Source organism: Mycobacterium heidelbergense (assembly GCF_010730745.1).
Lineage (GTDB): Bacteria > Actinomycetota > Actinomycetes > Mycobacteriales > Mycobacteriaceae > Mycobacterium > Mycobacterium heidelbergense.
The window spans coordinates 4,281,100-4,299,757 of record NZ_AP022615.1; the positions used below are offsets into that span (position 1 = coordinate 4,281,100).

Below are 18,658 nucleotides of genomic sequence, written 5' to 3' on the forward strand. Positions count from 1 at the left end.
CTGCAGCCGCACCGGGCGCCACCAGGGGAACTCGAGCGGGGCCCGCGGACGTTGGCGTCACATGTTGTCGCGGCTTTTGCTGGTCTACGCCGTGGTCGAGCTCGCGGTGATCTTCGCGCTGGTCTCGACCATCGGGTGGGGCTGGACGTTGCTGGCGTTGCTGGTCACCTTCCTGCTCGGGTGGGGCTTGGTGGCCCCGCTGGCGGGCTCGCATCTCATTCGCCAGATCGGGCGATTGCGCTCCGGCCGCACCGAACCGCGAGACGCCGTCAACGACGGCGCGCTGATGACGCTGGCCACCGTCCTTGTCCTCGTTCCCGGCTTGGTCACCACGGTGACGGGGCTGTTGCTGCTGGTTCCGCCGATACGGTCCGTCGCCGGCCCCGGATTGGCCACCATCGGCATCCGCGCGTTGCGGCGCCGCGCGCCGCTGATCACCGACACGACCGATGGCCGCGACTACATCGACGGCGAGGTCATCGACGTCAGGGACTTCGACCCGCCCGCCGTGCCGAACGATCCGCTGCGCGGTGGGTCCCACACGTAGTTTTGGCCTGTGAGCGACATCCCCACCACGCTGCTGGTCAACGGCCGCGTGCACAGCCCCACCCACCCCGACGCGACCGCCATGGCCGTCCGCGGCGGCGTCGTCGCGTGGCTGGGCAGCGACGAGGTCGGCCGCGGCCAGTTCCCGGGCGCCGTCGTCGAGGATCTGGACGGCGGCTTCGTGGCGCCGGGATTCGTCGACAGCCACATCCACGTGACCGCGACCGGCCTGACGCTCAGCGGCCTCGACCTGCGACCGGCCACGTCGCGCGCGCAGTGCGTTCGGATGGTGGCCGACTACGCGGCCACCCACCCGGCCCAGCCGGTGTGGGGGCATGGCTGGGACGAATCGTCGTGGCCCGAGAACGCCCCGCCGACCACCGCCGACCTGGATGCTGTCCTCGGCGACCGGCCCGCCTACCTGGCCCGCATCGACGTCCACTCCGCGCTGGCCTCGACGGGCCTGCGACGGCTGGTCCCAGATTTACCCGCGGCGGCCGGTTTCGCCCCTGACCGGCCGCTGGTCGGCGACGCCCACCACCTGGTCCGCGCCGTCGCCCGCGACCTGCTGACGGCCGAACAGCTGGCCGCCGCCCGGACCGCGGCGCTGCAGGCCGCCGCCGCGGCCGGCATCGTCGCGGTGCACGAATGCGCCGGCCCGGAGATCGGCGGGCTGGACGACTGGTTGCGGCTGCGTGCCCTCGATCACGGCGTCGAGGTGATCGGCTACTGGGGCCAGGCGGTGACCACGCCCGCACAGGCCCGCGCGTTGATGGACGAGACGGGGGCGCGCGGCCTGGCCGGCGACCTGTTCGTCGACGGGGCGCTCGGGTCGCGCACCGCCTGGCTGCACGAGCCGTACGCCGACGCCCCGGACCGCGCCGGCACCCGCTACCTGGACACCGACGCCATCGAAGCCCACGTGCGGGCGTGCACCGAGGCGGAGGTCACCGCGGGTTTCCACGTCATCGGCGATGCCGCGGTCTCGGCGGCGGTCGACGCCGTCGAACGGGTCGTCGCGGGCCTCGGGGTGGCCGCGGTCGCCCGCTGCGGGCATCGCCTCGAGCACGTCGAGATGATCACCGCCGAGCAGGCCGGGAAGCTGGGCGCGTGGGGCGTCATCGCCAGCGTGCAGCCGAACTTCGACGCGCTGTGGGGCGGCGCCGACGGCATGTACGCGCGGCGACTCGGCGCCAAACGAGGCGGTCAACTCAACCCGCTTGCGCTGTTAGCATCCCAAGGCGTGCCCCTCGCGCTCGGATCCGACGCCCCGGTCACGGGCCTCGACCCGTGGGCCGGCGTGCGCGCGGCGGTCAATCACCACACCCCCGGCAGCGCCCTCTCGGCGCGCGCCGCGTTCGCCGCCGCCACCCGCGGCGGCTGGCGGGCGAGCGGTGTCCGCGACGGCCGGGCGGGGACCCTGGTGCCCGGCGCGCCGGCCTCCTATGCCGTGTGGGACGCCGGCGCCCTGGACGTCCACCCGCCCCGCGACGCTGTCCAGCGCTGGTCCACCGATCCCCGTTCCCGGGTGCCCGCCCTGCCGCGCCTGGGCCCGGCCGACGCCTTGCCGCGTTGCCGTCGAACCGTGCATCGAGGCGCGGTCATCCATGGCTAGGAGATGGTTCGGCCGGAAGGAGCGCCCCGACCAGCTCCCCGAGGACGCCCCGGCGGCCGAGGACCCCGCCGAGGTCCAAGCCGAGCCGGAGCCCGACGAGGCCGCCGAGCTGAAGCCCGAGGACCCCGAGCCAGAAGAGGCCGAGCCCGAACCCGACGAGGCCGCCGAGCCGGAGCCCGGACCGGAAGCGCCCGATGTTCCCGGCCTGGCCGGTCGGCTGGGCGCCGTCACGCGCCGGGCGGGGGCGGGGCTGGCCGCGGCGGTGATCGCCCGGCTGCCCGCGGTCCGGGCCGCGATGCTGCCGCGACTGCCACGGCTCGTGCTCGCCATCGTCGGCGGCCTGCTGCTGTTCGCCAGCTTCCCGTCGCTGAACTGGTGGTGGGCCGCCGTCGCCGCCGCCGCGCTGCTGGCGTGGGTGCTGACGCGTCCCGCCACGACACCGGCGGGTGGCCTCGGTTATGGGTTCCTGTTCGGGCTGGCGTTCTATCTGCCGCTGCTGCCGTGGGTCAGCAATCTGGTGGGCGCCATGCCCTGGCTGGTGTTGGCGGCGACGTGCGCGCTCTTCCCCGGGCTCTTCGGCCTGTGCGCCGTCATCGTGCGACGGCTGCCCGGCTGGCCGATCTGGTTCGCGTTCGTGTGGGCGGCCCAGGAGTGGTTGAAGTCGATCTTCCCGTTCGGCGGCTTCCCCTGGGGGTCGGTGGCGTTCGGTCAGACGCAGGGCCCGTTCTTGCCGTTGGTCCAGCTCGGGGGCGTCGCGCTGCTTTCCACGGCGATCATGCTGGTGGGCTTCAGCGCGGCCGCGATCGAGCTGGAGATCGTGACGTGGTGGAAATCCGGCACCAGCAAGGAAGCCAAGCAGGCCGGCCCGCCGCCCGCCGTGGTGCTGCCGGGCGCCTGCATCTGCCTGGTGCTGCTCGCCGCCGTCGTCGTCTGGCCGCAGGTCCGGCATGCCGGCGCGGGATCGGGCGGCGAATCGACGGTCACCATCGCGGCGGTGCAAGGCAACGTGCCGCGGCTGGGCCTGGACTTCAACGCGCAACGGCGGGCGGTGCTCGACAACCACGTCCGCGAGACGCTGCGGCTGGCGGAGGACGTCCGCGCGGGCGTCGCCCCACAGCCCCAATTCGTGATCTGGCCGGAAGACTCGTCGGACATCGACCCGCTCGTCAACGCCGACGCCGCCGAGCAGATCGCGCGCGCCGTCGCCGCGATCGGCGCGCCGATACTGGTCGGCACCGTGCTCGACGTGCCCGGCCCGACGCCGGACACCTCCCGATACACCAACACCGTCATCGTGTGGAACCCGGTCACCGGGCCGGCGGACCGCCACGACAAGGAAATCGTGCAGCCGTTCGGTGAGTACCTCCCGATGCCGTGGCTGTTCAAGCATCTCTCCGGGTATGCGGACCGGGCCGGCAACATGGTGCCCGGCAAAAGCAGCGACGTGGTGCACATCGCCGGGGTGCCGGTCGGGGTGTCCACCTGCTGGGAAGTGATCTTCGACCGCGGCCCCCGAAAAGCGGTCCGCAACGGCGCCCAGTTGCTGGCCGTGCCCAGCAACAACGCCACCTTCAACAAGACCATGAGCGAACAACAGCTGGCGTTCGCCAAGGTCAGGGCGGTGGAGCACGACCGATACGTCGTGGTTGCCGGCACCACCGGGATCAGCGCGGTGATCGCGCCAGACGGCGCCGAGTTGGTGCGCACGGACTTCTTCCGGCCCGCCTACCTGGACATCCAGGTGCGCCTGAGAACGAAGCTGACGCCAGCAACCCGCTGGGGTCCGATCGTGCAGTGGATCCTGGTTGGGGCGGCAGCGGCGGCCATCCTGGCCGGGATACGGCACAATGGGTGGTTCCCGCGTCCCATTCGCCGCAGGCCCGCGCCCAGGCCCGACGAGGGCGGCCGACGACCTTATTTCGGGCGACACAGAGGAGCTACATGACCACCGGCCAGCAGGCGCCCCGGGTCCCGGGCAAACGCCCCAGCGATCGCGTCCTGGTGATCATCCCGACGTTCAACGAGCGGGAGAACCTGCCGGTGATCCACCGGCGGTTGAAAGACGCGTGCCCCGATGTGCATCTGCTCGTCGTCGACGACAGCAGCCCCGACGGCACCGGCCTGCTCGCCGACGAGCTGGCGGCGGCCGACCCCGGTCGCACCCACGTGATGCACCGCACCGCCAAGGACGGCCTGGGCGCGGCGTACCTGGCGGGTTTCGCCTGGGGCCTGAGTCGCGACTACTCGGTGCTCGTCGAGATGGACGCCGACGGCAGCCACGCGCCCGAACAACTACACCGCCTGCTGGACGCCGTCGACGCCGGGGCCGACCTGGCCATCGGTTCCCGTTACGTCGACGGGGGCACGGTGCGAAATTGGCCATGGCGGCGTCTGGCCCTGTCCAAGACGGCCAACACCTATTCGCGGGTGGCGCTCGGCATCGGCGTCCACGACATCACCGCCGGCTACCGCGCCTACCGCCGCGAGGTGCTCGAGGCGATCGATCTCGACGGCGTGGACTCCAAGGGCTACTGCTTCCAGATCGACCTGACCTGGCGCACCGTTTGCAACGGTTTCGCCATCGTTGAGGTGCCGATCACGTTCACCGAGCGCGAACTCGGCGTCTCCAAAATGAGCGGCTCCAACATTCGCGAGGCGCTGGTCAAAGTCACTCGATGGGGCATCGAGGGCCGCAAGACGCGGACGCGCGCCACGCGGGCCGACGACCGCGCTTGACCCCGTCCCGGTTCAGCCGCGGCGGCGGGACCTGATGATCTCGAGGCGCTCCTTGAGCAGCTCGTCAAGTTCCTCGACCGTCCGGCGCTCCAGCAACATATCCCAGTGCGTGCGCGGTGGCTTCACCTTTTTCGGCTCGGGCAGGTCGCCCTCGATCAGGGTGCCCTCCATCCCGTTGCGACACAGCCAGGTGCCCGGGATGTCAGCGTCGTCGGCGAAGGGGACCTCGAACTCCTCGCCGTTGTCGGTGCGGTACCGCGCGATCTGGCGCGGCGCGAGGTCATGGTTGCGGTCGGTCTCGTAGCTCACGGCGCCGAGGCGACTGCCTCTCAGGACGCGATCGGCCATGCTGCTACTCCTTTAGATCTTCTGGGCTGTCGTGCGGTTCTGTCCGTTTAGCGAACGTTATGGCGGTGTGCGTAGTTCCCGGGTCGACGCGCGGCTACGCGACGCGACCATTCATGATACCGGGATCGTGAAACGCCGCGGACTAAAGTCGGCAGACGTGACCCGCCGTGCCCGCCCCCAGCCGTGCCGTTGGTGCGGTCGAGACGTGGCCGACGCCGGAATGGGCCGCCGCCGCCAGTACTGCCGGCAGTCGTGCCGGCAGCGCGCCTACGAGCAGCGTGCGTCGTTGAACCGGGGCGAGGCCGGGGCCCTGCCGGCGGACGCGGTGGTGTTGTCGGCCGACGATGCGGCCGACCTGGCGGACCGCGTGTACCAGGTGCGATGTGCGGCGGAGGATGTCGCCACGGCGCTCGACGAGGGAGCGGGCGCGACCGAACTGCGCGACCTGTGCGACGTGCTGATCCGGGCCGCCCGCGCCGCCGATGGCTGGCGCCGAGCGGGTGTCTAACCTTTGTCTAACCCGTCCCCGACCACCACCGATGGATAGCCGGGTACAGTCGCGCCATGGACGACGCGCCGTGTGCGGGGGGACGATGTGGCGCGGGCGCGTCGGGGCGCAGGATCACGCCCCCGTTGCCTCCCGCGCCGGGTCGAAGCCCGTCCTCGCGCGGCGGCCGGGAGCATCGGACGTTTTGAAATCCTGCCGGAGTTGGCCATACTCACCAGCGACATTCTTGGGTCGGAGAGCCGCACGACGCTGGTCGGAAAAACTACACGGGTCGACGAAACTACGAGGCCGCCGCGTGCGGCAACTTCGGTGACTCGGCGACAGCCCGCATCCGGCGGTTAAACGGCCAAACGTTAGGCGAGGGTTAGTGATGGGTGATCAACTCCAGCATGCGACCGATGCGCTGCGCAAAGCGCTGGTCCAGGTTGAACGCCTGAAGCGCACCAACCGTGCGCTGCTGGAGCGGTCGAGCGAACCGATCGCCATCGTTGGCATGTCATGCCGTTTCCCGGGCGGGGTCGACACGCCGGAGGCCCTGTGGCAGATGGTGGCCGACGGCCGCGACGTCATATCGGAGTTCCCCACCGATCGCGGGTGGGACCTCGCCGGGCTTTACGACCCCGATCCCGACGCGCGGCACAAGACGTATGCGCGCACCGGCGGCTTTGTGGACGGCGTCGCCGACTTCGACCCCGCGTTCTTCGGGATCGCGCCCAGCGAGGCGCTGGCGATGGACCCCCAGCATCGCATGTTGCTGGAGCTGTCGTGGGAGGCGTTGGAGCGGGCCGGGATCGATCCCGGCGGGCTGCGCGGCAGCGCCACCGGCGTGTTCGCCGGGCTCATCGTCGGGGGCTACGGGATGCTGGCCGAGGAGATCGAGGGCTACCGGCTGACCGGCATGACCTCCAGCGTGGCGTCGGGGCGGGTGTCGTACGTGCTGGGGTTGGAGGGCCCGGCGGTGTCGGTGGACACGGCGTGTTCGTCGTCGTTGGTGGCGTTGCACATGGCGGTGCAGTCGTTGCGTTCGGGCGAGTGCGATCTGGCGCTGGCCGGCGGCGCGACCGTCAACGCGACCCCGACGGTCTTCGTGGAGTTCAGCCGGCACCGGGGGCTCGCGCCCGACGGACGGTGCAAGGCGTACGCCGGCGCCGCCGACGGGGTCGGCTGGTCCGAGGGCGGCGCCATTCTGGTGGTGGAGCGGTTGTCGGACGCGCGGCGGCTGGGTCATCCGGTGGTGGCGGTGGTGCGGGGCAGCGCGGTCAATCAGGACGGTGCGTCCAACGGGTTGACGGCCCCCAACGGTCCCTCGCAGCAGCGGGTGGTGCGCGCCGCGTTGGCCAATGCCGGTCTTTCGGCCGCCGAGGTGGATGTGGTGGAGGGCCACGGCACCGGGACGACGCTGGGCGATCCGATCGAGGCGCAGGCGTTGTTGGCGACCTACGGGCAGGACCGCGACGAGCCGCTATGGCTGGGATCGATCAAGTCGAACATGGGTCACACGCAGGCCGGTGCCGGTGTCGCCGGGGTGATCAAGATGGTGCAGGCGATGCGCCACGAGACGCTGCCGGCGACGCTGCATGTCGATGCGCCCAGCCCGCACGTGGATTGGTCGGCGGGTAAGGTGTCACTGCTGACGGAAGCGAGGCCCTGGCCGGCGGATCACGCACGGCGGGCCGGTGTTTCGTCGTTCGGCATCAGCGGCACCAACGCGCACGTGATCGTCGAGGCCGTGCCCGCGGTCGAGGCGCGCGAGCCCGGCACCAGGCTCGCGGTCCTGCCTTGGATGGTGTCGGCAAAGTCGGCCTCGGCGTTGCGATCTCAGGCCGCCCGGCTGGCGGCGCACGTGCGTGCCCACGGTGACCTTGACGCCGCCGATGTGGCGTGGACGCTGGCGGGCCGGTCGGCCTTCGAGCATCGGGCCGTCGTCGTCGGTGATCGGGATCATTTGCTGGCCGGCTTGGACGAGCTGGCCGCCGACGAGCCCGTGTCGGTCATCCGGGGCAGCGCCGCACCCGCGGGCAAGATCGTCTTCGTCTTCCCCGGCCAGGGCTCCCAATGGTCGGGCATGGGCGTCGAATTACTCGATACCGCACCGGTATTCGCCCAACAGATCCAGGCCTGCGAAGAGGCCTTCGCGGAATTCGTCGACTGGTCGCTGACCGGCGTCCTGCGTGGCACGCCCGGCGCCCCGGGGATGGATCGCGTGGACGTGGTGCAGCCGGTGCTCTTCGCGGTGATGGTGTCGCTGGCCGAACTGTGGAAGTCGGTTGGGGTGAACCCCGATGCCGTGATCGGCCATTCGCAAGGTGAAATCGCCGCGGCCCATGTCGCCGGTGCGCTGTCGCTGCGAGACGCCGCACGAGTGGTCACGCTGCGCAGCAAGCTCCTGAGGTCACTGGCCGGCCCAGGCGGCATGCTGTCGATCGCATGCAGCACGGAACGGGCACGGGAATTGTTGGCGCCCTACGGCAATCGAGTCGGCATCGCAGCGGTCAACGGCCCCTCGGCGGTCGTGGTGTCGGGTGACGTCGCCGCGCTGGAGGAACTCGTCGGCTTCTGCGCCGACCTGGAATTGCGGACCCGGCGGATCGACGTGGACTATGCCTCGCATTCGGTTGAGATCGAGGCGATTCGCGGTGAACTCGTCGAGGTTCTGTCCGGTGTCGAACCACGCTCGTCGCGAACCGCATTCTTTTCCACCGTAACCGGAAGCCGCCTGGACACAGCCGGTTTGGATGCCGAATACTGGTATCGCAACATCCGCCAGACCGTGCAGTTCGACCAGGCGGTGCGCAGCGCGTGCGAGCACGGATACCGAACATTCATCGAATCCAGTCCGCATCCGGCGCTGATCGCCGGGATCGAACACACGGCCAACGACTGCGCGACCGGCGACGCCCAGGCCATCGTCGTTCCCACCCTGGGCCGCGATGGCGGCGGGCTCGAACGGTTCCTGACGTCGGCCGCCACCGCGTTCGTCGCGGGGGTGAGCGTGGATTGGCGCGGCGCCCTGGGCGGGGCGGGCTTTGCCGAGCTGCCGACGTATGCCTTTGAGCGGCGCCGGTTTTGGCTGTCCGGGGAAGGTGTCGCGGCCGACGCCGCGGGTTTGGGGCTGGGAGCCGGCGAGCACGCGTTGCTGAGCGCGGTGGTGGAGCTGCCGTCCTCGGGCGGGGTGGTGCTAACGGGCCGCTTATCGCCCAGCTTGCAGGGGTGGCTGGCCGATCACGCCGTGTCGGGTGCGGTCGTGTTCCCCGGCGCGGGGTTTGTGGAGTTGGCGATCCGCGCCGGCGACGAAGTCGGCTGTCCGGTGGTTGACGAGCTGACGCTGCAGGCGCCATTGACGTTGCCGGCCTCGGGCTCGGTTGCCGTGCAAGTGGTCGTCGGTCCGGCCGAAGAGCCGGATCGGCGTAGTGTCGCGGTCTTTTCCCGGGCCGACGCCGGCTCCGGGTGGGTGTGCCACGCCGAGGGGATGTTGAGCTCCGGGTCGGTCGAGCCCAGCGCGGACCTGTCGGTGTGGCCGCCCGCGGGCGCGGTCGCGGTGGACTCGGCCGACGGTTACGAGCGGTTGGCGGCACGCGGGTACGGCTACGGCCCGGCTTTCAGGGGATTGACCGCGACGTGGGTCCGCGGCGACGAGGTGTTCGCCGAGGTGCGGCTACCGGACGCGGCCGGAGGCGTTAGCGGGTTCGGGGTGCACCCGGCGTTACTCGACGCGGCGATGCACGCCTTGGTGATGGGCGGGGCCGCGGGTCACCAAACGGCCGACCAGGCCGAAGAAGTGATGTTGCCGTTCTCTTGGCAGGGCGTGTCGTTGCACGCCGCGGGCGCCTCGGCGGTGCGGGCGCGCATCGCGCCCGCGGGTCCTGCAGGTTCTTCTAAGGTCTCGATCGAGCTCGCCGACGGGTTGGGGCTGCCGGTGTTGTCGGTGGGCGCGATGGTGGCCCGCCCGGTGAGCGAGCGGCAGCTGCGGGCGGCAGTGTCGGGCTCGGGCCCGGACCGGCTGTTCGAGGTGGTCTGGTCGCCGGCGGCAACACCCGCGGCGGTCGGCGCCAACCCGGCCCCGTCACACCGGCTGCTCGAATCCCTTGCCACTGACCAAGGCCCGGTGCCGGGAACCCATCAGCGCACCCATCAGGTGCTGGCTGCCGTGCAGTCGTGGCTGACCGAGCGTGACTCCGGAGCACTGGTCGTGGCGACGCGGGGCGCGATGGGGCTGGCGGGGGAGGACGTCACCGATTTGGCCGGCGCGGCGGTGTGGGGGCTGGTGCGCTCGGCGCAGACCGAGCATCCCGGCCGGATCGTGCTGGTGGATTCCGATGCGCCCCTTGACGATGACGCGATAGCGACCGTGTTGGCGGTCGGTGAGCCTCAGGTGTTGCTGCGCGGCGGCACGGTCTACACCGCGCGGGTGCGTGGCAGCCGTGCGGTCGACGGCATCTTGGCGCCTCCGGGCGACGGACCCTGGCGGCTGGGCATCAGCAGTGCGGGCACCTTCGAAAACCTGCGTCTGGAGCCGGTTCCCAACGCCGACGCGCCACTAGAGCCAGGCCAGGTTCGGGTGGCTGTTCGCGCCATCGCCGCAAACTTCCGCGACGTCATGATCACCCTGGGCATGTTCACCCACGACGCGCTCATCGGCGCCGAAGGCGCCGGCGTGGTGGTCGAAGTCGGACCGGCGGTGACCGAATTCGCGGTCGGTGATTCGGTGTACGGATTCTTCCCCGACGGCAGCGGCACACTGGTCGCCGCCGACCCCCGGGTGTTGCGTCCGATGCCCGCCGACTGGTCCTACGCCGAAGCCGCCGCTATATCGGCCGTTTTCACCACCGCGTACGTGGCGTTTGTGCACCTGGCCGCTGTCAAGCCGGGGCAGCGGGTGTTGGTGCACGCCGCCGCCGGCGGGGTGGGGATGGCGGCGGTCCAGCTGGCTCGCCATTTGAGGCTCGAGGTGTTCGCAACCGCCAGCCGCGGTAAGTGGGACACCTTGCGGGCCATGGGCTTTGACGACGACCACATCTCGGATTCACGCAGTCTGGAGTTCGAGGACAAGTTCCGGGCGGTCACCGGCGGCCGCGGCATGGATGTGGTGTTGGACTCGCTGGCCGGTGAATTCGTCGATGCCTCACTACGTCTGGTCGCCCCGGGCGGGGTGTTTTTGGAGATGGGCAAGACCGACATCCGCGACCCCGATGCGGTCGCCCAGGAATACCCCGGTGTGCGCTACCGCGCCTTCGACCTGTTCGAGCCGGGCCGTGCACGGATACACCAGCACATGCTCGATCTCGCCGAACTGTTTGACGCCGGAGTGCTGCGGCCGTTGCCGGTGACGACGTTTGATGTGCGACGCGCGCGTACCGCGTTGCGGTATCTGAGTCAGGCCCGCCACATCGGCAAGGTCGTAATGACCATGCCTTCCGGGCCGGGCGGTGGGCTGGCTGCCGGAACGGTATTGATCACCGGTGGGACCGGGATGGCGGGTTCCACGCTGGCCCGTCACCTGGTGGCGCGGCATGGTGTTCGGGACTTGCTGCTGCTGAGCCGGCGCGGTCCGGATGCGCCGGGGTCTGCGGAATTGGTTGCCGAGTTGGAGGCCGCCGGGGCCCGGGCGCGGGTGGTCGCGTGCGACGCGGCCGACCGTCAGGGGCTGGCGAGGGTGATCGCCGAAATCCCGGTGCGGCGGCCGCTGTCGGGCGTCATTCACGCTGCCGGCGTGCTCGACGACGCGGTGGTCACCTCGCTGACCCCCGAGCGGGTGGACACGGCGCTGCGGGCCAAGGTGGATGCGGCGTGGAACCTGCACGAGCTCACCCGTGACCTGGATGTGTCTGCGTTTGTGATGTTTTCGTCGATGGCCGGGCTGGTGGGTTCGTCGGGTCAGGGCAACTACGCCGCGGCCAACTCGTTCCTCGACGGGCTGGCCGCGCATCGGCGGGCCCACGGACTGCCCGCGATCTCGTTGGCGTGGGGGCTGTGGGATCAGGCGAGCGCCATGACCGGCGGACTGGACGCCGCCGACCTCGCCCGGCTGGGTCGCGACGGGATCTTGGCGTTGTCGTCGGACGAAGCGATGGAATTGTTCGACACCGCACTGATCATCGACGAGCCGTTCATGGCGCCCGCCCGCATCGACCTGACCGCGCTGCGCGCCCACGCGGCCGCGGTGCCGCCGATGTTCACCGACCTGGTCAACGCGCCGACCCGGCGCCGGGTCGACGACTCGCTGGCGGCCGCCAAGTCGAAATCCGCTCTGGCGCACCGTCTGCAGGGGCTGTCCGAACCCGAACAGCACGCCGTGCTGCTGGATCTGGTCCGCTTGCACATCGCGACCGTGTTGGGAAATACCAGTCCTGAGACGATCGACCCGGACAGGGCGTTCCAGGACCTGGGATTCGACTCGCTCACCGCGGTCGAAATGCGTAACCGGCTGAAAACGGCTACCGGACTGTCGCTTTCGCCGACACTCATCTTCGACTATCCGACACCGAGCGGCCTGGCCAACTACATCCGTGGCGAACTCGCCGGAGCCCCACAAGAAATCAAACACACCCCGGCCGTTCGCGCCGCCGGCGATGACCCGATCGTGATCGTCGGCATGTCGTGCCGATACCCGGGCGGGGTGGGTTCACCCGACGACCTGTGGGACATGCTGGCCCAGGGCCGCGACGTGCTCTCCGATTTCCCGAGCGATCGCGGCTGGAACCTGGCCGGCCTGTACAACCCGGATCCCGATGTCCCGGGCACCTGCAACACCCGCACCGGTGGCTTCGTGGACGGTGTCGCGGACTTCGATCCCGCGTTCTTCGGGATCGCGCCGAGCGAGGCGCTGGCGATGGATCCCCAGCAGCGCATGTTCCTGGAGCTGTCCTGGGAAGCCTTGGAGCGAGCGGGAATCGAACCCGGCGGGCTGCGGGGCAGCGCCACCGGCGTGTTCGCCGGTGTGTATACCCAGGGCTACGGCATGGGCGCCGCGGACGCCGTGGAGGGCTTCCGGCTCACCGGGCAGTCGACGAGCGTGGCGTCGGGTCGGGTGGCGTATGCGCTGGGGTTGGAGGGCCCGGCGGTGTCGGTGGACACGGCGTGTTCGTCGTCGCTGGTGGCGTTGCACATGGCGGCGCAGTCGCTGCGCTCCGGCGAGTGCGATCTGGCGCTGGCCGGCGGCGTCACGGTCAACGCCACGCCCGACATCTTTGTGGAATTCAGCCGCATGCGCGGGCTGGCCCCCGACGGCCGGTGCAAGGCCTACTCGGAAGCCGCCGACGGCACCGGATTCTCCGAGGGCGGCGGCATGCTCGTGATGGAACGGCTCTCGGATGCGCGGCGCCACGCCCATCCGGTGTTGGCGGTGGTGCGGGGCTCGGCGATCAACCAGGATGGCGCGTCCAACGGTCTGACCGCGCCCAACGGTCCGTCGCAGCAGCGGGTGGTGCGGTCGGCGCTGGCCAGTGCCGGGTTGTCGGCGGCCGAGGTTGACGTGGTGGAAGGCCACGGCACCGGGACGACGTTGGGCGATCCCATTGAGGCGCAGGCGTTGTTGGCGACCTATGGGCAGGACCGGGGTTCGGGCGAGCCGCTGTGGCTGGGCTCCATCAAGTCGAACATGGGTCACACCCAGGCCGCCGCCGGTGTCGCCGGTGTGATCAAGATGGTGCAGGCGATGCGCCATCGGATGTTGCCGGCCACATTGCATGTCGACGAGCCGAGCCCGCACGTGGACTGGTCCGCGGGGTCGGTGTCGCTGCTGACTGAGGCGCGGCCGTGGCCGGCGGTGGGCCGGGCGTATCGGGCCGGCGTGTCGTCGTTCGGGATCAGCGGCACCAACGCGCACGTGATCATCGAGGCGGCGCCCGCCGAATGCGAACGCGTCGTGGAGCATCCGAAGGTTCCGGTGCTGCCGTGGGTGGTCTCGGCGAAGTCGGCGGCTGCGTTGGGATCTCACGCGGCTCGGTTGGCGGACTATGTACGCGCGCATGATGATCTTGACGTCGCCGACGTGGCCTGGTCGTTGGCGGGCCGGTCAAACTTCGAGCATCGCGCCGTCGTTGTCGGTGGTGATCGCGACCTGTTGCTGGCCGGGCTCGACGAGCTGGCGACCGGTCAAGTCACCTCGGCCCTATGCGGCGCCGCAAGGCCCGGCGGCAAGACCGTCTTCGTCTTCCCCGGCCAAGGCTCCCAATCGCTGGGCATGGGAATGGGATTGCACGCCGAATATCCGGTCTTCGCCGAGGCGTTCGACGCCGTCGTGGGCGAACTGGATCGGCACCTGCTGCGCCCGCTGCGCGAGGTCATCCGGGGGAACGACGAAAACCTCTTGAACACCACCGAATTCGCGCAGCCCGCGCTGTTCGCGGTGGAAGTCGCCTTGTTCCGGCTGCTCGAATCCTGGGGTGTGCGCCCCGACTTCGTGATGGGTCATTCGATCGGCGAGCTGTCGGCTGCGCACGTCGCCGGTGTCCTATCGCTGGAGAACGCCGCCGTGCTGGTGGCCGCCCGGGGCCGATTCATGCAGGCGCTGCCGGCGGGCGGGGCGATGATCGCCGTGCAGGCCACCGAAGAGGACGTGCGGCCGCTGCTGGTGCCCTTCCAACAAGCCAACGTGGGCATCGCCGCGGTCAACGGGCCGGCCTCGGTGGTGATTTCGGGCGCCCAGAATGGTGTGGCCGCGATCGCGGACCGACTCCGCGCCGACGGCCACCGCATCCACCAACTGGCCGTCTCGCACGCCTTCCACTCCCCGCTGATGGATCCGATGCTCGACGAATTCGGCACTGTCGCAGCCGGTCTCACCATCGGTCAGCCCACCATCCCGATCGTCTCCAACGTGACCGGGCAGCTGGCGGGAGACGACTTCGCGTCCGCGGCGTACTGGAAGCGACACGTACGCGAGGCGGTCCGATTCGCCGACAGCGTGCGCTTCGTGCACTCGGCCGGCGGCACCCGTTTCCTCGAGGTCGGGCCGGCCAGCGGCCTGATGGCCTCGGTCGAAGAGTCGCTGGCCGACACCCCCGTGACGACAATGTCCGCGCTCCGCAGGGACCGCCCCGAACCGGTAACGCTGACCAGCGCCGTCGCGCAAGGGTTTGTCGCCGGCATGGACGTTGACTGGCGCGGCGCGCTCGGCGATGGCAACCTCGTCGAGTTGCCCACGTATGCCTTTGAGCGGCGGCGGTTTTGGCTCTCGGGCGCCGGTGCTCCCGCCGATGCCGCCGGTCTCGGGCAGGCGGCCACCGATCACGCGTTGCTGGGCGCGGTGGTGGAGCTGCCGGACTCGGGCGGGGTGGTGCTGACCGGCCGGCTGTCACCCGGCGAGCAGGGCTGGCTGGCCGACCACGCCGTCGGCGGTGTCGTGCTGTTCCCCGGCGCGGGATTCGTCGAGTTGGCGATCCGCGCCGGCGACGAGGTGGGCTGCGGGATCGTCGACGAGCTGAATCTGGCCGCGCCGCTGGTGTTGCCGGCCACCGGCTCGGTCGCGGTGCAGGTGGTGGTCGGCGGCCCGGACGAGTCGGGTGCCCGTGCGGTGTCGGTCTTCTCGCGTGCCGACACGGGTTCGGGCTGGTCGTTGCACGCCGAAGGCCTACTGCGCGCGGGCTCGGTGCAGCCGGGCGCCGATCTGTCGGCGTGGCCCCCCGTCGGTGCGGTCCCGGTGGACGTCGGCGACAGCTATGACCAACTGGCCGAGCGCGGGTACGGCTACGGGCCGGCATTCCGCGGCCTGACGTCGATGTGGCGCCGCGGCGACGAGGTGTTCGCCGAGGTCGCACTCCCCGAGGACGCCGGAGTTTCGGTGGCCGGCTTCGGTATCCATCCCGCGATGCTCGACGCGGCGCTGCACGCGGTGATCCTGGCATCGGATAGCGGCGAGTTCGCCGAGGGTTCGATGCTGGTGCCGTTCTCCTGGCAGCGGGTGTCGTTGCACGCCGCGGGCGCGGCGGCGGTGCGCGCACGGATCGTGCCCGTGGGCGAGTCGGCCGTGTCGATCGAATTGGCCGACGGGTTGGGGCTGCCGGTGCTCTCGGTGGCGTCCATGGTGGCCCGGCCGGTGACCGATCGGCAGCTGCTGGCCGCGGTGTCGAATTCGGGGCCGGACCGGCTCTTCGAGGTCGTGTGGTCCGCGCAGCCGTTGTCCGCGGTGCAGCCCGTATCGGTGTCCGACTGGGGCACAACGGAATTGGCGACGCCGGACGGTGCGGCGGTTTCGGCGGTGCTGTTCGAATCGGCACCGGTGGCCGGCGACGTCGTGACGGACGTATACGCGGCCATGCGCGCGGTGCTGCCGGTGTTGCAGTCGTGGTTGGCCCGCGACGGGGCGGGGACGCTGGTGGTGTCGACCCGGGGCGCGATGGCGCTGCCGGGGGAGGACGTCACCGATTTGGCGGGCGCCGCGGTGTGGGGACTGGTGCGCTCGGCGCAGACCGAGCATCCCGGCCGAATCGTGCTCGTCGACACCGATGCTCCGCTGGATGCGGACGCGATCGCGGCCGCGTTGGCGGCGGCCGAGCCGCAGGTGTTGGTCCGGCGTGGGACGATCCACACCGCGCGGGTGCACGGCAGCCGCGCCGTCGGCGGTCTGTTGGTGCCGCCCGACGAGGGGCCGTGGCGGCTGGGCATGAGCGGTTACGGCACCATCGAGAACCTGCGGCTGGAGCGAATCCCCGACGCCGACGCGCCGCTGGGCCCGGGTCAGGTGCGGGTCGCCTTGTCGGCCCTCGCCGCCAACTTCCGCGATGTCATGATCGCGTTGGGTCTCTATCCCGACCCCGACGCTGTCATGGGCATCGAGGGCTCCGGTGTCGTGGTCGAAATCGCGTCGGGTGACGCACGTTTCGCGGTCGGCGACCGGGTCATGGGCCTCTTCCCCGACGGGACCGGGACGATCGCCACCACCGACCAACGGTTGCTGGTCACGGTGCCGGCCGGCTGGTCACACACCGCCGCCGCAACCGCCTCGGTGGTGTTCGCCACGGCGTGTTACGCGCTGGTCGACCTGGCCGGCGTCAAGCGCGGGCAGCGGGTGCTGGTGCATGCCGCCGCCGGCGGGGTGGGGATGGCCGCGGTGCAGTTGGCCCGGCACCTCGGTGCGGAAGTGTTCGCGACGGCCAGCCGGGGCAAGTGGGACACGTTGCGGGCCATGGGCTTTGACGACGATCACATCTCCGACTCGCGCAGCCTGGAATTCGAGGACAAGTTCCGGGCCGTCACCGGCAGGACCGGCGTGGCTGGGATGGATATCGTGCTCGACTCGCTGTCCGGCGATTTCGTGGACGCCTCCCTGCGGCTGGTCGCCCCCGGCGGGGTGTTCCTGGAGATGGGCAAGACCGACATCCGCGACCCCGAGGTCGTCGCCCGGGACCATCCCGGCGTGCGCTACCGCGCCTTCGATCTCTTCGAAGCCGGACCCGATCGCATTGCGCAGATGCTCGACGAGCTGGCCGCGCTCTTCGGCGAAGGCGTGCTGCAACCCTTGCCCGTCACCAGGTTTGACATACGACGCGCGCCGGCCGCATTGCGGTACCTGAGCCAGGCCCGCCACGTCGGCAAGGTGGTCATGACCCTGCCTTTCGGGCCGGGCGGTCCGCTGGGCACGGGCACGGTGCTGATCACCGGTGCGACCGGGATGGCGGGTTCGGCATTGGCGCGCCACGTCGTGGCGCGGCACGGCGCGCGCAACCTGGTGCTGATCAGCCGGCGCGGTCTGGACGCGCCGGGAGCCGCGGAGCTGGTGACCGAACTGGCCGCGGCCGGCGCCCAGGTACAGGTGGTGGCCTGCGACGCGGCGGATCGTGAGGCGCTGGCCAAGGTGCTCGCCGACATCCCGGTGCAACGGCCGCTGTCCGGGGTGATCCACGCGGCCGGGGTGCTCGACGACGCGGTGATCTCCTCGCTGACGCCGGAGCGCATTGACGCGGTGTTGCGCGCCAAGGTCGACGCGGCGTGGAACCTGCACGAGCTCACCCGCGACCTCGATGTGTCGGCGTTCGTGATGTTTTCGTCGATGGCCGGATTGGCAGGAGCATCGGGCCAGGCCAACTACGCGGCGGCCAACTCCTTCCTGGACGGGTTGGCCACGCACCGGCGGGCTCACGGGTTGCCGGCAATATCCCTCGCGTGGGGCCTGTGGGATCAAGCCAGCTCCATGACCGGTGCGCTGGGGGCCGCCGACCGTGCCCGGTTCGGCCGGGACGGGATCGTCGCGATGTCCTCGGCTGAGGCGCTGGAATTGATGGACACCGCCCTGATTGTCGACGAGCCGTTCATGCTGCCCGCCCACATCGACCTGGCGGCACTGCGGGTCAAGTTCGACAACGGCACGCTGCCGCCGATGTTCGTCGATTTGATCAATGCGCCGACCCGGCGTCAGGTCGACGACTCGCTGGCCGCTGCCAAGTCGAAATCGGCCCTGCTGCAACGCCTGGAGGGGCTGCCCGAGGACGAACAGCAGGCGGTTCTGCTGGACTTGGTGCGATCCAACATCGCGACGGTGCTGGGCAACTCGAGCGCCGGGGCCATCGATCCGGACCGGGCGTTCCAGGAGTTGGGCTTCGACTCACTGACGGCGGTCGAGATGCGCAACCGGCTCAAATCCGCCACTGGACTGGCGCTTTCACCGACGCTGATCTTCGACTACCCGAATTCGGCCGCGCTGGCCGGTTACATGCACCGCGAACTCATCGGCTCGTCGGAGCAGCGGGCACCGGCCGCCGCGCCCGGTGAAGCCGAAATCCAACGGGTCGTGGGGTCCATTCCGGTCAAGCGCCTGCGGCAGGCGGGGGTGCTGGAGCTGTTGCTCGCGTTGGCAAACGAGGCCGACGGCGGCGGGCCGGCGGCCGCGCCCGCGGAGAAGGACATCGCGGACATGGACCTCGACGACCTGGTCAACGCGGCCCTTCGCGACGACGACGAATAGACAT

At 70.5% G+C, this 18,658-nt stretch carries 5 protein-coding genes and 1 pseudogene; 5 read left to right on the plus strand and 1 reads right to left on the minus strand.

Going from position 1 to position 18,658, the window contains the following annotated elements:
* Window positions 1-61: 61 nt before the first annotated feature.
* From G6N25_RS20030 to lnt, 3 genes and pseudogenes are all read left to right on the plus strand, one after another.
* Entirely contained in the window at window positions 62-547 is a 486-nt protein-coding gene (locus tag G6N25_RS20030) for an FxsA family protein (RefSeq protein WP_083072451.1), read from the plus strand.
* A 9-nt stretch (window positions 548-556) separates the two neighbouring features.
* The gene (locus G6N25_RS20035) at window positions 557-2,161 is read left to right on the plus strand and encodes an amidohydrolase (protein ID WP_083072452.1); all 1,605 of its coding nucleotides are present in this window, start codon (window positions 557-559) and stop codon (window positions 2,159-2,161) included.
* Window positions 2,162-2,456: 295 nt separating this feature from the next.
* Window positions 2,457-4,897 (plus strand): annotated as a pseudogene (gene lnt, locus G6N25_RS20040) (apolipoprotein N-acyltransferase).
* A gap of 12 nt (window positions 4,898-4,909) precedes the next feature.
* Here the strand turns inward: lnt and rbpA are convergent.
* Window positions 4,910-5,245, minus strand: a complete 336-nt coding sequence (rbpA, locus tag G6N25_RS20050) for an RNA polymerase-binding protein RbpA (protein ID WP_083072455.1) — start codon at window positions 5,243-5,245, stop codon at window positions 4,910-4,912.
* Window positions 5,246-5,402: 157 nt separating this feature from the next.
* On the opposite strand from rbpA, the gene G6N25_RS23635 reads away from it, so the two are divergent.
* Both G6N25_RS23635 and G6N25_RS20060 read left to right on the plus strand, forming a co-directional pair.
* Window positions 5,403-5,753 (plus strand): hypothetical protein, encoded by a 351-nt coding sequence (locus G6N25_RS23635; protein ID WP_083072456.1) that lies wholly within the window; start codon window positions 5,403-5,405, stop codon window positions 5,751-5,753.
* A gap of 370 nt (window positions 5,754-6,123) precedes the next feature.
* Window positions 6,124-18,654, plus strand: coding sequence for a type I polyketide synthase (locus G6N25_RS20060; RefSeq protein ID WP_083072457.1), 12,531 nt, complete (start codon window positions 6,124-6,126; stop codon window positions 18,652-18,654).
* Window positions 18,655-18,658 lie beyond the last annotated feature (4 nt).